The sequence below is a fragment of the Brevibacterium pigmentatum genome, from assembly GCF_011617465.1.
Taxonomy (GTDB): Bacteria; Actinomycetota; Actinomycetes; order Actinomycetales; family Brevibacteriaceae; genus Brevibacterium; species Brevibacterium pigmentatum.
In genome coordinates this window covers 1,285,889-1,298,699 of the sequence record NZ_CP050153.1, presented here as the reverse complement: position 1 = coordinate 1,298,699, position 12,811 = coordinate 1,285,889, and the positions used below count along the sequence as shown (strand labels likewise).

The following is a 12,811-nucleotide window of genomic DNA, read 5'->3' as shown; positions in this document are numbered from 1 at the left end:
CTCAGGCGTCTTTCGGAACCTGACCGGCCAGGGAATCGTTCTGACCGGTGAGCATGTGCGCGGGAACCGCACCGATCTTGTCGGTCTCCTTCATGGCCTCAAGCACGTGGGCAGGCACCGGATGCGAACGCTGGGTGGCCAGGGAGACGAGGATGAGAGCCAGCGTCGAGCACACGATGCCGATTCCCATGGGGTCGATTCCGGTGACGTCGACGAGTCCGGTGAGCTGCCAGACGACGGAGGACACGGTGCCGGCGATCATCGAGGTGATCGCACCGGGCACGTTCGCCTTCTTCCACCACGCGGCGGCGATGTAGACGGGGACGAATGCGGCGCCGAGCACCGTGGTGGAGAAGATGACCACCTCGGCGACTGCGGGCGGATCGTTCACGGCGACGAAGTAGCCGATGATCGCCAGCACCAGGACGGTGAACCGCGAGACCCAGACGGACTGTTGGTCGGACATGTCCTTCTTGAAGAAGCGCTGGAACAGGTCCTGGCTGGCGATCGTGCCCGACTGCAGCAGCAGAGCGTCCGCGGTGGACATGATCGCGGCCATGATTCCGGCCATGACGATGCCCACGGCGAAGTCCGGCAGCACCGTGTCAGCGACTTGGAAGACCGCGAGTTCCGGGTTGTCCAGGGTCGGCAACAGGACGAGCGCCATGATGCCGACGATATAGGGGGCCGGGATGAACAGCAGGTTGAACCCGGTGGCGTAGAGGCTGGCGCGCCTGGCCACCGAGGGCCGCTTCATCGCCATATGGCTGACGTTGACGTGCGGCCAGCCCATATAGCCGATGGAGAAGACGAGGACGGCGCCGACGATGACTCCCCATTGGACGGATTCGATTCCATCGGGTCCCCACATGGTCAGCAGGTTCGGATTGATCTGCCCGACCGCCTCGTTGCCGGCCGTCCATCCGCCCACGGCCTGCAGACAGGCGATGAGGATCCACACCATGCCGATGAGCATGATGATCGCCTGCACGAAGTCGGTGTAGGCCACGGCGAGGTAGCCGCCGAGGAAGGTGTAGAAGACGATGACGCCGACGGCGATGAGCAGCGCCCAGGCGTAGGGGACGCCGGTGACCATCTCGAGGCCGCGTCCGCCGGCGATGAACTGGCTCATGACATAGAAGAAGATGCAGAACAGCGCGACCGGTGCGGCGATCGCGCGGATCCACTTCGACGGATACCGATGTTCGAGGTATTCGATCGATGTGAGCGATCCGAGGATCTGCGAGAGCTTGCGCATCCGCCGGCCCAGGATCGAGAGATTGAGGACGCCGCCGCCGATGTCACCCATCGCGTACCAGAGTGAGAAGTAGCCCTTCGTATAGGCCAGCGATCCCGCACCGAGGAACATGTACCCCGACATCGACGACGACTGCAGACGCAGAGCCGTGACCGCGGCGCCCAAGCTGCGGCCGCCCAGCAGATATCCCTCGCTGCCCTTCGACCCGATCTTGAGCGTCCACACGCCGATCCCGGCCATGGCGACGAAGTAGATGACGAGGAACCAGGTTTCGATGTTCATGCCGCTCCCCCGTTCCCGTTCGCCGAGGCGGCCCCGCCGTCTCGTCCGTCCGTGCCGTTCGCGGTTCGCGCCAGTGCCTGATCCTCGGCCACGTCCTCGGCCTTCCATCCGCGGGAGAGGAAGACGAAGACAAGGGTGTAGATCACCCAGATCGCAGGGATGCCGACAATGATGACGACCGTCGCCGTCGGGAGACCGAACACGTTGACCACCTCGTTGTGACGTAAGTAGAACAGCTTCTGTGAGTGAGATTACAACGTATCGCGAGAAGCCTGAGACTGCCGCACCGGGCTCGCATGGTGGGAAGTGCTGGTCAGACTCGAGTCCTTTCCCACCTGGTGCGCGGCGTCATTCGACGGTGAACTGGCGTTCGTGGAGTCCCGTCGCGGCACCGGGAATGGCGGGCCTGCGCTCCGAGGTCTGCACGTTTCCGTCCTGGTCGATCGCGCGGACGCTGACGGTATGCGTGCCCGTGCTCAGTCCCGTGTGCTCGCACCGCCACTGCCGCCACGTATCGGCGGTGAGTTCCTCGCTCAGTTCCGCTTCGGTCCAGTCCCCGTTGTCGATGCGCACCTGCACCTTCTCGATGCCGGTGTGCTGCGCCCAGGCCATGCCTGCGGTGACGATCCGGTCGCCGCTCTTGGGCGTAACGGTGGCGCCGGGGCGGGGCACATCGATGCGGGAGGCCACCAGCACGGGTCCGTGGGTGGACCAGCCGCGGGTCGTCCAATATGCTTCCTTGCCCGCGAACCTCGTCACCTCGATATCGGTCACCCATTTCGTGGCCGAGACGTACCCGTAGAGTCCCGGGACGACCAGCCGGGCCGGGTATCCGTGGTCGCGTGGCAGGGCGTGGCCGTTCATGGCCACGGCCAGCAGGGCCGCCCGGTCATCGGTGAGCACTTCGAGCGGGGTGGAGGCGGTGAATCCGTCATCGGAGCCCGAGAGCACCATGTCCGCGCCGGCGTGCGGTTTCGCCCTGGCGAGCAGATCCCGGATCGGATAGCCCAGCCATTTCGCATTGCCGACGAGGTCGCCGCCGACCTCGTTCGAGACGCAGGCCAGGGTCACATAATGCTCCTGGAGTGGAAGTTCGAGGAGTTCGGCCATGGAGATCGTGAACTCGTTCTCGACCATTCCGTGGACGCGCAGCATCCACGTTCCCGCATCGATCGACGGCGGGAACAGCGCCGTGTCGATGCGATAGAAGTCAGAGGTCTCCGTGACCAGCGGGGTCAGTCCGGGTACGTCGAGTTCGGCGCCCGCGGGGATCTCCGGCGCTGAGGCGGCCGGCCGTGGCAGGACGAGCTTCGTCACCGTTCCTGCCGCACTGCGCGCCAGTGTGGCCGCGGACTGTCCGGCCGCGACGGCGGAGATGCCGACCGCGCTCAGTCCCGCGGCCAGCCCGAAGAAGGCCCTCCGCCCGGGTCGGGTCGGAGATGACGTGGTTTCCGAGGGCGTGCCGGCCGTGCCTTGTCCGGCTCGAGTCGGAGCCTCGGCGAGGTGAAGGAGGACGAGGAAGGCCGCTGCTCCGGCGGCGATTCCGCCGAGACTCGGCAGGGTGGCCACCAGACCGGCACCGGAGCTGAAGCCGACGACGGCCGGCAGCAGTCCGAAGCCGATGAGCAGAACGAGCGCGAGACCTCGACGTCGGGCGCCGATCCACCCGATGATCGCGCCGAGTCCGGCTCCACCGGCGACGATGGTGATGACGAGAGCGAGTTTGTCGTGAGCGCCGAAGATCGCGATCGCGGGCTTGATGAGCACCGTGGGCATCAGCGGGATGAGGGCTTGGCCGATGAGCAGCGCCGGGGCTGATGCCACGTCCAGGCTGCGGGCGATGAGTTCGGCGACGCCGAAGTAGATGAGGGTCGCAACGATCCCGGAGATCACGGAAGGCCAGGTGCGTCGAGTGCCCGCCATCATGCCCTCCCGGTCCCCATCCTCAGGCCAGGATGCGACGGAGGCGCACGGCCGCCTCGGTGAGGGTGCCGATGCGATTCGCGCGGTCGGGTTCGGGCAGTGTCTGAGCCGCACGCAGTCCGTGTTCGAGGAGCACGACGACCTGATCGGCGAGGTTCTGATCGCCGAGTTCCGGCACTGGTCGGGCGTCGGAGCCGATCGACGAGAATTCGTTGAGGGCCTCACGGATGGCTGCCCGTCTGCTCGGTGCCCGCGGGACCGCCTCGTCGAGTTGGGCGGTGGTCAGGGAGATGATTCGGATCCGCAGACGACGCACCTCGGTCTCGAGTTCCGCCGCTGCTGTGGTCATGGACCCATGATAGTCCTCAGGAGTGGCGGCAGCGGCGGAACTCAAGACGATGCTCAGGAGTCGGCGACCCATACGGTCATGGTCTCCTGATAGGTCTCCAGCGCTTCCGGGCCGTTGTCGCGGCCCCAGAATCCGGACTGTCGCATTCCGCCGAACGGAGTGGCTTCGGTGCCTTCGCTGTAGCCGTTGACGGCGAGCGTGCCCACGCGGATCCGGCTGGCCCACCATCGGACTCGGGCGATGTCCTCGCACCACACGCTCGAGGCCAGCCCATAGGGTTCGCCGTTGATGAGGTCGACGGCGTCGTCTCTGTCGGTGCGTCGCAGCAGCTGGGTGACGGGGCCGAAGATCTCTCCGCGGCCGAGTTCGCTGTCGTCAGGCACGTTCTCGATGACGGTCGGCGGGTACCAGGTGCCGGTGCTGGGGACGTCGGCACGGGTGTTGAGGATTCGCGCTCCCTTCTCCACCGCTTCGTCGACCCAGGAGGTGATGCGGTCGTGGGCGCGGGCGTTGATCACCGGTCCGACGTCCGTGCCGTCGTCGAAGGGATCGCCGACGGTCAGTGCCTCGATCGCGTCGATGAGCGCGGTGCGGAATTCGGCGAACCTCTCGTCATCGTCGCCGACGTAGATGACCCGAGATGCGGCGGTGCAGTTCTGACCGCTGGTGCCGAAGGCGGCACCGGCGATGTCGGCGGCGATGGCCCGGAAGTCCGTGGCGTGATCGGAGTCGACGATATAGCCGGCACGGCCACCGAGTTCGAGGGACACCTTCTTGAGGTTCGATCGCGCCGAGGATTCGAGGAAGGATCGGCCGACGGGTCCGGAACCGGTGAAGGTGAGCACGTCGATGCCGAGGTGCATGCCCATGGCGGCGCCGATTCCCGCACCGGTGCCCGTGAGTACGTTGAGGATGCCGTCGGGCACCCCTGCCTCGGTGGCGAGTCTGGCGAGGTGAAGGGCGCTGAGCGTCGAGTCCTCGGAGGTTTTGACAACCATGGCATTGCCGGCGGCCAGGGCCGGGGCGATCTTCCAGCCGAGCATGGCGACGGGATAGTTCCACGGCAGGATCGCTCCGACGACTCCGCTGGGCACTTTCGTCACCCAGCCCCACCCGTCGGGGCCCTGCAGATAGCGTCCGTCATCGCGGGAGATGAGGTCGGCGCTCAGTCTGAGGTTCGCGGCGACGTCGGGAACGTCTTCCTCGACGCTGCCGAGGGCGACCTTTCCGGCTTCGATGCCGTCGAGATAGGCGATCTCTTCGGCGTCGGCTTCGACGAGGTCGGCGAGGCGACGCAGCACGCGGGCTCGCAGCTTCGCATCGTCGACCCAGTCGGCTTCGTTGAAGGCGCTGCGTGCTGCGGCGACCGTCTCATCGAGCTGCTGCTCGCTCGCCGCGGAGAGGCTGCCGATGACCGTGCCCTCGCTCGGTGAGATGAGACTGATCTCGTCTCCGGCGCCGGTGACGGCTCGGCCTCCGATCCACTGTCCGAGGTTGCCGTCGATGATCGCTCTCAGTGCGGTGCGGCCGCGGTCGACGAGGGTGTTCTCTGCTGATGTCGTGGTGCTCATGCTGTGTGGTTCCTCTCCAGCTCGGCGATCGCGTCGAGCAGCGCCGCCAGGGCTTCGGGGTCGGCGGTCGGCAGGGGTGGACGCACCGGTCCCTGTTCACGGCCGGAATTGCTGAGTGCCTGTTTGATGAGTGAGATGAAGGCGGAGTCGCCCTCGATGAGTCCGAGGGCGCGTCCCAGGCTTCTCCAGAGGTCGACGGCATCGGCCCAATCACCGCTGTCGGCCAGCTTCCAGAGTTTCTGGCAGTGTTCGGGCAGCAGCCACGCCGATGCTGCCACCCAGCCGCTGGCGCCCTGGGCGAAGCCTTCGAGCGCGATTCCGTCGGCGCCGACGAAGATGTCGGTGTCGTCACCGAGGCGGCTGCGCAGCTCCCGAATCCGGGTGGCTTCGCCCGAGGTCTCTTTGACGCTCCAGAATCTGCCGGTGTCCTGGAGCGAGGCGAGGTGGTCCGGGAGCAGGTCGGTACCGGTGGAGTGGGGATTGTTGTAGACCATGACCGGCAGTTCGGAGGCGGTGAGGACCGGTCGCAGGGCGGCGATGACGGCGTCGGGTTCGAGCCCGCCGTAGAAGGGAGGGGTGACCATGATGGCGTCGGCACCCCAACCGGCGGCCGCGGTGATCTGGGCCGACATCTCCGACGGGGTGTATGCCATGCATCCGATGACCACATGCGCCCGGCCGTCGACGGCCGAGACGATGGTCTTGATCTGAGCTTCCCTCTCCGCAGTGCCGAGCGCCAGTGCCTCCCCCGTGGCGCCGAGACCGAGGAGACCGGTCACACCGGAGGCGAGCACCTCCTCGATGCGACCGCCCAGGGCGTCGAGGTTCTGGTCTCCGTCCTCGGTATAGGGAGTCGTGGGTACGGCGAACACACCGTGCATCGGATTCGTCATCGAATCGTCCTCTCAGGCCTTGAGATCTGTGGTCCGCGCTTCAGCGATGAAGTCGGTCCGCCGACGCTTCTCGTCGGTATCTCAGACGATAGGCAGAAAAGTGATCACAAGCAATGGCGACGACGAAGGGCGGACCCCCATTTCGGGGATCCGCCCTTCGTTCAGCGCTCGGCCGCGGCCCACAGGTGTGGGGCGCGACCGTCTCTCAGTCTCTGAAGTAGGAGATGAGGCGCAGGATCTCGATGTAGAGCCACACGAGGGTGACCATGAGCGAGAAGGCGCACATCCAGGAGTACTTCTCCGGGATCTGGTGCTTGACGCCCTCTTCGATCATCTGGAAGTCCATGATCAGGGTCATCGCGGCGAGCACGGTGGCGACGATGCCGATGATGATTCCCAGAGGGATGCCGAAGACCTCGATGCTGCGGGCACCGCCGGAGCCGGTGAACATGGCGAAGAAGAAGTTGATGATCGAGAAGACCGCGTAGCCGCCGACGGCGATCATCATGAACTTCATCATCTTCGAGCCGTAGCGCACACCCTTGAACTTGAACAGGGCGAGCATGACGCCGAAGACGCTGAGCGTGGCGAGCACGGCCTGGACGACGATGCCGGGGTACATGGATTCGAACATGCCGGAGATGCCGCCGAGGAAGACGCCCTCGAATGCGGCATAGCCGATGATCAGCGCCTTGCTCGGTTCCTTCTTGAAGGCGTTGACGAGTCCGAGGACGAGTGCGATGATCGCTGCCGGCAGCGCCAACATCGGAACGAGCCAGCCGACGACGCCACCGGCGAGGAGGATGGCGAAGAGCACACCGGTCTTCATCATCACATCGTCATACGTCATCGCACGGTCGGCGACCTGGGGGCCTGCGTTGCGGTTCTGCGCGGCAGGCTGATTGAACAGGTTGTTGAGCTCCTGATCGGACATGACCGGCTGATTGCGTCCGGCCTGGGCTCCCTGATTGATAGCCCGGTTCATCATGGGGTTACTCACGGTCGAGATCCTTTCGATCTGAGCAGAATGTGCACAGCCGGCAGGCTGCGCAGATGATCTTTCACGGTCACAGTCTAACCGGACGGTCTGGACGGGAACTGAGGATCCCGGCCAGCACGGTCCGACGTTGCACGATCGTGATGCTGTGGTGGACAACACCTGATTCCAGCGGATAATTCCCGGTTCAGCCCATCGGGCAGTGACAGTTCAGCCCATCTGGTAATGAGTGGCCGCGCCCGGTCCCCACGGGATGCCGGTGGCCCACCAGATGAAGAACAGGAGCCCCCAGAAGACGAACATGGCGAACGACAGCGGGATCGTGAACGAGAGCACAGTGCCGATGCCTGCGTCCTTCTTGTACCGCTGCACGAACCCGAGGACCACGACGAAGTACGGGCTCATCGGAGAGATGATGTTCGTCGTCGAATCACCGATGCGGTAGAGGGCCTGGGTGGTCTCCGGGGAGATCGACAGGAGCATGAACATCGGGACGAGCACCGGGGCCATGAGCGTCCACAGTCCCGAACCGGAGGTGAGGAACAGCGCGCCGAGCGCCACGAGCAGCCATCCGCCGAGGAGGATGACGAAGGGGCCGGTGTTGAGGGCTCCGAACACCTCGGCGCCCTTGATCGCCAAGATCTCGCCGAGGTTGGACATCTTGAACAGCGCGAGGAACTGGCTGGCAGCGAAGAACAGCACGATGACCGGCACAAACGGCAGCAGTCCCTTGCCCATCATCTCCGGGATGTCAGCGGTGCGCTTGATCGACCCGGTGGCGTAGCCGTAGACGATGCCGACGATGAAGAAGCCGAAGCCGATGATCGCGGCGATTCCTGCCATCAGACCGGATTCGGGGCCGAAGCCTCCGGCCTCGTCGCGGAGGAACGATCCGGCGGGCCAGGCGAGAGCGAACAGCACCGCGGCGCAGACGATGATCGAGATGACGGCGATGACGATTCCGCGCTTCTCATTGGCGTCGAGGGCCATCTTGACGTCGAAGTTGTCCGGATCGTCCTCGGTCTCCTCGTCGAGTTCGATCTGGTCGGCTCGCTTGGACAGGACCAGCTCGGTCACCAGGGTCACCGCGGCGGCGACGACGAACATGGAGACGAAGTTGAAGTAGAAGTTCGCGACCGGGCTGACGGTGTAGTCGGCGTCGATGATCTGCGCGGCCGAGGTCGAGAGACCGCCGAGGATCGTGTCGAGCGAATTGACCATGGGTGCTGCCGAATAGCCTCCCGAGGTCGCCGCGTAGGCGACGAGGCAGCCGAGCAGCGGATTGCGGCCGACGGCTTTGAACGCTAGTCCGCCGAGGGGAATCATGATCATGTAGGAGGCGTCGGAGGCGATCGACGAGGCGGTTCCGGCCAGGGCGACGATGAACGTGATCCACTTCGGCGAGGCCCCGGCGATGGTTCCGCGCAGCATCGCCGGGATGAGTCCGGACTGTTCGGCCACGGCTACGCCGATGAGCACGATGAGGACGAGTCCCAGCGGTGGGAAGGTGACGAAGTTGTTCGTGGCTCCCGCGACGATCTCACGCAGCGATTCGGTGGAGAAGAGGTTCGTCACCGTCACCTTCTCGTCCGTGGCCGGGTTGACGGCGTTGAGACCGGTGGAGGCGAAGATCGCCGAGAGGATCATGACGATGACGGCCAGCGACAGGAACAGCCAGAACGGGTGCGGCAGCTTATTGCCGGCCTTTTCGATGATGACGAGGACGCGCATGAGCCAGCTCAGCTCGGAACCGTCATTCCTCTTCTCTGCGGTCGCAGGTGTGGTGCTCGACATCAGGTCTCCTCGGTCGGGGTGGCGCTGGCGAATGCGTTGAGCCCGGTGTCGCCCCTGTGAGTGCGAGCACCTCAAGGAGCAAGTCTCATGGACAATCGGCGTTGTGTCACGGAAATCTCATATTCCGGATATTCGGATGCGGCCGGACGCACCCGTCCCCCGCCGAGGCGGCAGTGCGGTCTCGTGCTCACCGACGTTGATGGTCGAGCTCCCCGACGGTGGTGAATAGGTGAGGGCGCCGACCGCAGGTGTCTGCGGGCGGCGCCCTCTCAACCGGAAGGCGGCTCAGCACTCGGGATGAGGGTGGGCCGCCTCGGCGAAATCAGCGTTCGATGTCGCCGCGGATGAACGCTTCGACGGCCTCGTGGGCGGCGTCGTCGTCCTGCTGCTCCGGGGGCGACTTCATGAAGTACGAGGAAGCGGAGATCAGCGCTCCGCCGATTCCGCGGTCGAGGCCGATCTTCGCCGCACGCACGGCGTCGATGATGACGCCGGCGGAGTTCGGCGAGTCCCACACCTCGAGCTTGTACTCCAGGGACACCGGGGCGTCGCCGAAGTTGCGGCCCTCGAGGCGCACGAACGCCCACTTGCGATCGTCGAGCCATTCGACATAGTCGCTGGGTCCGATGTGGACGTCACGGTCGGCCAGCTGGGCCGAGGTGTTCGAGGTCACTGCCTGGGTCTTCGAGATCTTCTTCGACTCGAGGCGCTGACGCTCGAGCATGTTCTTGAAGTCCATGTTGCCGCCGACGTTGAGCTGGTAGGTCCGGTCGAGGACGACGCCGCGGTCTTCGAACAGCTTCGCCATCACACGGTGGGTGATGGTCGCACCGATCTGGGACTTGATGTCGTCACCGACGATCGGGACACCGGCGGCACGGAACTTCTCGTCCCATTCCTTGGTGCCGGCGATGAACACGGGCAGGGCGTTGACGAAGGCGACCTTCGCATCGATGGCGGCCTGAGCGTAGAACTCGACGGCCTTCTGCGAACCGACGGGCAGGTAGCACACGAGGACATCCGCCTCGGCGTCCTGCAGGGCCTTGGCCACGTCGACGGCGTCGCGGTCGGATTCGACGATCGTGTCGCGGTAGTACTCGCCGAGTCCGTCGAGTGTGGGTCCGCGCAGGACCTCGATGCCGGTGGGCTCCACATCGGCGAGTTTGATGGTGTTGTTCTCACTCGCCGTGATCGCCTCGGCGATGTCGACGCCGACCTTCTTGCCGTCGACGTCGAAGGCGGCAACGAAATCGATGCCACCGACGTGGTAGTCCCCGAATTCCACATGCATGAGGCCGGGAACCTTCGTCCCGGGCGAGGCGTTCCGGTAGTATTCCACGCCCTGGATCAGGGACGAGGCGCAGTTGCCCAGTCCGGCAATCGCGACTCGAATCGATTTCGTTCCCACAATTCTCCTTTGTCTGTACGGGTTTCACCGAGCGGCGGGAGAAGTCCCACGCGGGCGGTCAGCCCTGCGGGGCTTCGCTTCGGCCCCAACTATCCATAATAATGTCCGCGTCAAAATGCCGGATACCGGCATCCGTTCGGAGCGGCGCTCGTCTCAGCTGACGACCAGAGGTTCGAGAACCAGGTCGGGGTGGTTCTTCTGCACGCCCTGCAGCCGCCACCGGTCGGAGAACAGCGCCAGCAGCTCTCCATCGGAACGGTGGAGGACCTCGACCGAACGCTCCCGGGCCAGGGTCGGCACGCATTCGGGGGTGGTGCGTCGGGCGAGGGAGAAGTTCAGGCGCTCCAAGGTACAGGGAGCGTTGAATTCGTTGGTCATCCGGTCTTCGGCCACTTCGAACTGCATGGGTCCGACCGCGCCGAGAACGGGCGCCTGATCACCGCGCAGGTCGGAGCGCAGCACCTGGATGACGCCTTCATGGTCGAGCTGTTCGATGCCGCGGCGGAACTGCTTGTACTTCGAAGAGTCTTTGGCGCGGATGACCATGAAGTGTTCCGGTGAGAACGTCGGAATGCCGGGGAACTCGACCTTCTTATCAAGGTAGAGGGAGTCACCGACGCGCAGTGCGGAGGCGTTGACCAGCCCGACGACATCGCCGGGGAACGCTTCGTCGACGACGTCGCGGTCGCGGCCGAAGACCTGCTGAGCGTACTTCGTGGCGAACGGTTTGCCGGTGCTGGCATGGGTGAGCACGGTTCCGCGTTCGAAGACTCCCGAGCAGACTCGGATGTAGGCGAGCCGGTCACGGTGGTTGGAATCCATTCCCGCCTGCACCTTGAACACGAAACCGGAGAAGGGCTCGTCGACGTGGCGGGGCTCATCGTCCTTGTCCAGGCGGGCCTCAGCGGGCGGGGCGAGATCGACGAGGAGATCGAGGAGTTTGTGGATGCCGAAGTTGAGCACGGCCGAGGCGAACATCACCGGGGTCGACTTGCCGGCGAGGAAGGTCTCCTGGTCGTGGTTCTGGTCCTCCATCTCCAGCAGCTCGGACTCATCGACAGCGGTCGTCCAGGCCTCGCCCTCGAGGTCGGCGGCCGCCTCGGACGTGTAAGTGTCCTCACCGGCGATCGTGGCACCGCCATCGGTGCGGGTGTACTTCGTGTACTCGCCGCTGGTGCGGTCGAGGACTCCGCGGAAGTCTCCGGACTGGCCGACGGGCCAGGTGATCGGGGTGGGCAGGAGGCCGGTGCGCTGCTGGACCTCGTCCATGAGTTCGAGCGCATCGAGGCCGGGGCGGTCCCACTTGTTGACGACCGTGATGATCGGGATGTTCCGGTGGGCACAGACCTCGAAGAGCTTCATCGTCTGCGCCTCGAGGCCCTTGGCGGCGTCGATGAGCATGACGGCGCAGTCGACGGCGGAGAGCACACGATAGGTGTCCTCGGAGAAGTCGGCGTGGCCGGGGGTGTCGACGAGGTTGAACACGGCGTCGCGGTACTCGAACTGCAGGGCGGCCGAGGAGATCGAGATTCCGCGGTCCTGCTCCATCTGCATCCAGTCGGAGACGGTGGCACGGCGACCTGCCTTGCCATGGGTGGCTCCTGCCTGGCCGATGGCGCGAGCGTGGAGGGCGAGCGCCTCGGTGGTCGTCGATTTGCCCGCGTCGGGGTGCGAGATGACAGCGAACGTGCGGCGGCGGGACGCCTCGTGTCGGATGTCCTTGTCGGAATACTGGCCAGAAGTCACCGCAATATCGTATCGTTCTTCGCACGTCTCCGGCGTGTCCGTTCAGTCACAGTGGCTGGGGGCGCTTTCAGCACCTGTGCGTGCAGGCCCGCCGTCGGTGGGCGTTGCGTCCAGCGTCCTGTCGGAATCTGCCCATATGCTGGGGTGCGATGTCTGAGGAATTCGTCGAATACGCCGGCCGTTCGGAGCCGAAGGAACGCTGGCTCAAAGCCCTGCCGCTCATCATCGCGGGAGTTCTGGGCGTCCCGCTGCTCTGCGCGGCGATCTGGTTCTCCTGGCAGATCGCGCAGACGACGAAGTACCTGTTCGACCTCGGCACCTCCGGCGGAGAGGCGGCCGGGATGGTGCTTCTCAGTCTCTCGGGAGCCTTCTGCCTCGTCTTCTATCTCGCGTTCCTCTTCATCGGCACCCGTCGCCGCACCTGGAAGTGGCGCATCTGGTGGGCGGTTGCGACCCTTCTGGCCGCCGGGGCGCTGCCGCTGTGGTGGCTCTTCAGCGGCTTCTTCGCCGACGTCTAGTCTCGCTCCACACCGGTCCTCGCAATCCGTACATTTACCCGCAACTCCTCGCGCCGGCTGCTTCTCCTACAG

The 12,811-nt window shown here is 65.1% G+C and carries 11 protein-coding genes; 1 reads left to right on the top strand and 10 read right to left on the bottom strand.

Annotation, left to right across the window (positions count from 1 at the left end; genetic code table 11):
• Position 1 precedes the first annotated feature (1 nt).
• The 10 genes from GUY30_RS05815 to GUY30_RS05770 all read right to left on the bottom strand — a co-directional run bounded on the left by GUY30_RS05815 (position 2) and on the right by GUY30_RS05770 (position 12,221).
• Positions 2–1,540, bottom strand: coding sequence for a sodium/proline symporter (locus GUY30_RS05815; RefSeq protein WP_167194912.1), 1,539 nt, complete (start codon positions 1,538–1,540; stop codon positions 2–4).
• Complete coding sequence (locus GUY30_RS05810) at positions 1,537–1,743, bottom strand: hypothetical protein (protein ID WP_167194909.1); 207 nt, start codon at positions 1,741–1,743, stop codon at positions 1,537–1,539. Before GUY30_RS05810 ends, GUY30_RS05815 begins: the two co-directional genes overlap by 4 nt.
• A gap of 145 nt (positions 1,744–1,888) precedes the next feature.
• Positions 1,889–3,463: a molybdopterin-dependent oxidoreductase gene (locus GUY30_RS05805; RefSeq protein ID WP_167194906.1), complete on the bottom strand. Its 1,575-nt coding sequence runs from the start codon at positions 3,461–3,463 to the stop codon at positions 1,889–1,891.
• 22 nt (positions 3,464–3,485) lie between these two features.
• A complete protein-coding gene (locus tag GUY30_RS05800; protein WP_167194903.1) occupies positions 3,486–3,812 on the bottom strand; it encodes a hypothetical protein in 327 nt (108 codons plus the stop codon).
• A 53-nt stretch (positions 3,813–3,865) separates the two neighbouring features.
• Positions 3,866–5,383: an aldehyde dehydrogenase family protein gene (locus GUY30_RS05795; RefSeq protein ID WP_167194900.1), complete on the bottom strand. Its 1,518-nt coding sequence runs from the start codon at positions 5,381–5,383 to the stop codon at positions 3,866–3,868.
• A complete protein-coding gene (locus GUY30_RS05790) occupies positions 5,380–6,276 on the bottom strand; it encodes a dihydrodipicolinate synthase family protein (RefSeq protein ID WP_167194897.1) in 897 nt (298 codons plus the stop codon). Before GUY30_RS05790 ends, GUY30_RS05795 begins: the two co-directional genes overlap by 4 nt.
• Positions 6,277–6,481: 205 nt before the next feature.
• Positions 6,482–7,264, bottom strand: coding sequence for a Bax inhibitor-1/YccA family protein (locus tag GUY30_RS05785; RefSeq protein ID WP_167200731.1), 783 nt, complete (start codon positions 7,262–7,264; stop codon positions 6,482–6,484).
• Positions 7,265–7,483: 219 nt separating this feature from the next.
• Positions 7,484–9,067 carry an AbgT family transporter gene (locus GUY30_RS05780; protein WP_167194894.1) on the bottom strand — a complete coding sequence of 528 codons (1,584 nt, stop codon included), beginning with the start codon at positions 9,065–9,067 and terminating at the stop codon, positions 7,484–7,486.
• 322 nt (positions 9,068–9,389) lie between these two features.
• A complete protein-coding gene (locus GUY30_RS05775; RefSeq protein WP_167194891.1) occupies positions 9,390–10,475 on the bottom strand; it encodes an inositol-3-phosphate synthase in 1,086 nt (361 codons plus the stop codon).
• 153 nt (positions 10,476–10,628) lie between these two features.
• Entirely contained in the window at positions 10,629–12,221 is a 1,593-nt protein-coding gene (locus GUY30_RS05770; RefSeq protein ID WP_167194888.1) for a peptide chain release factor 3, read from the bottom strand.
• A 149-nt stretch (positions 12,222–12,370) separates the two neighbouring features.
• Between GUY30_RS05770 and GUY30_RS05765 the strand changes: the two genes are divergently transcribed.
• Positions 12,371–12,739, top strand: a complete 369-nt coding sequence (locus tag GUY30_RS05765) for a hypothetical protein (protein WP_167194885.1) — start codon at positions 12,371–12,373, stop codon at positions 12,737–12,739.
• The last annotated feature ends 72 nt before the right edge of the window (positions 12,740–12,811 follow it).

Bases quoted from the DNA above. Each gene is read 5' to 3' on its own strand.
- GUY30_RS05815 (WP_167194912.1), bottom strand. From the start codon at position 1,540: ATGAACATCGAAACCTGGTTCCTCGTCATCTACTTCGTCGCCATGGCC.
- GUY30_RS05805 (WP_167194906.1), bottom strand. From the start codon at position 3,463: ATGGCGGGCACTCGACGCACCTGGCCTTCCGTGATCTCCGGGATCGTT.
- GUY30_RS05800 (WP_167194903.1), bottom strand. From the start codon at position 3,812: ATGACCACAGCAGCGGCGGAACTCGAGACCGAGGTGCGTCGTCTGCGG.
- GUY30_RS05795 (WP_167194900.1), bottom strand. From the start codon at position 5,383: ATGAGCACCACGACATCAGCAGAGAACACCCTCGTCGACCGCGGCCGC.
- GUY30_RS05790 (WP_167194897.1), bottom strand. From the start codon at position 6,276: ATGACGAATCCGATGCACGGTGTGTTCGCCGTACCCACGACTCCCTAT.
- GUY30_RS05785 (WP_167200731.1), bottom strand. From the start codon at position 7,264: ATGATGAACCGGGCTATCAATCAGGGAGCCCAGGCCGGACGCAATCAG.
- GUY30_RS05780 (WP_167194894.1), bottom strand. From the start codon at position 9,067: ATGTCGAGCACCACACCTGCGACCGCAGAGAAGAGGAATGACGGTTCC.
- GUY30_RS05765 (WP_167194885.1), top strand. From the start codon at position 12,371: ATGTCTGAGGAATTCGTCGAATACGCCGGCCGTTCGGAGCCGAAGGAA.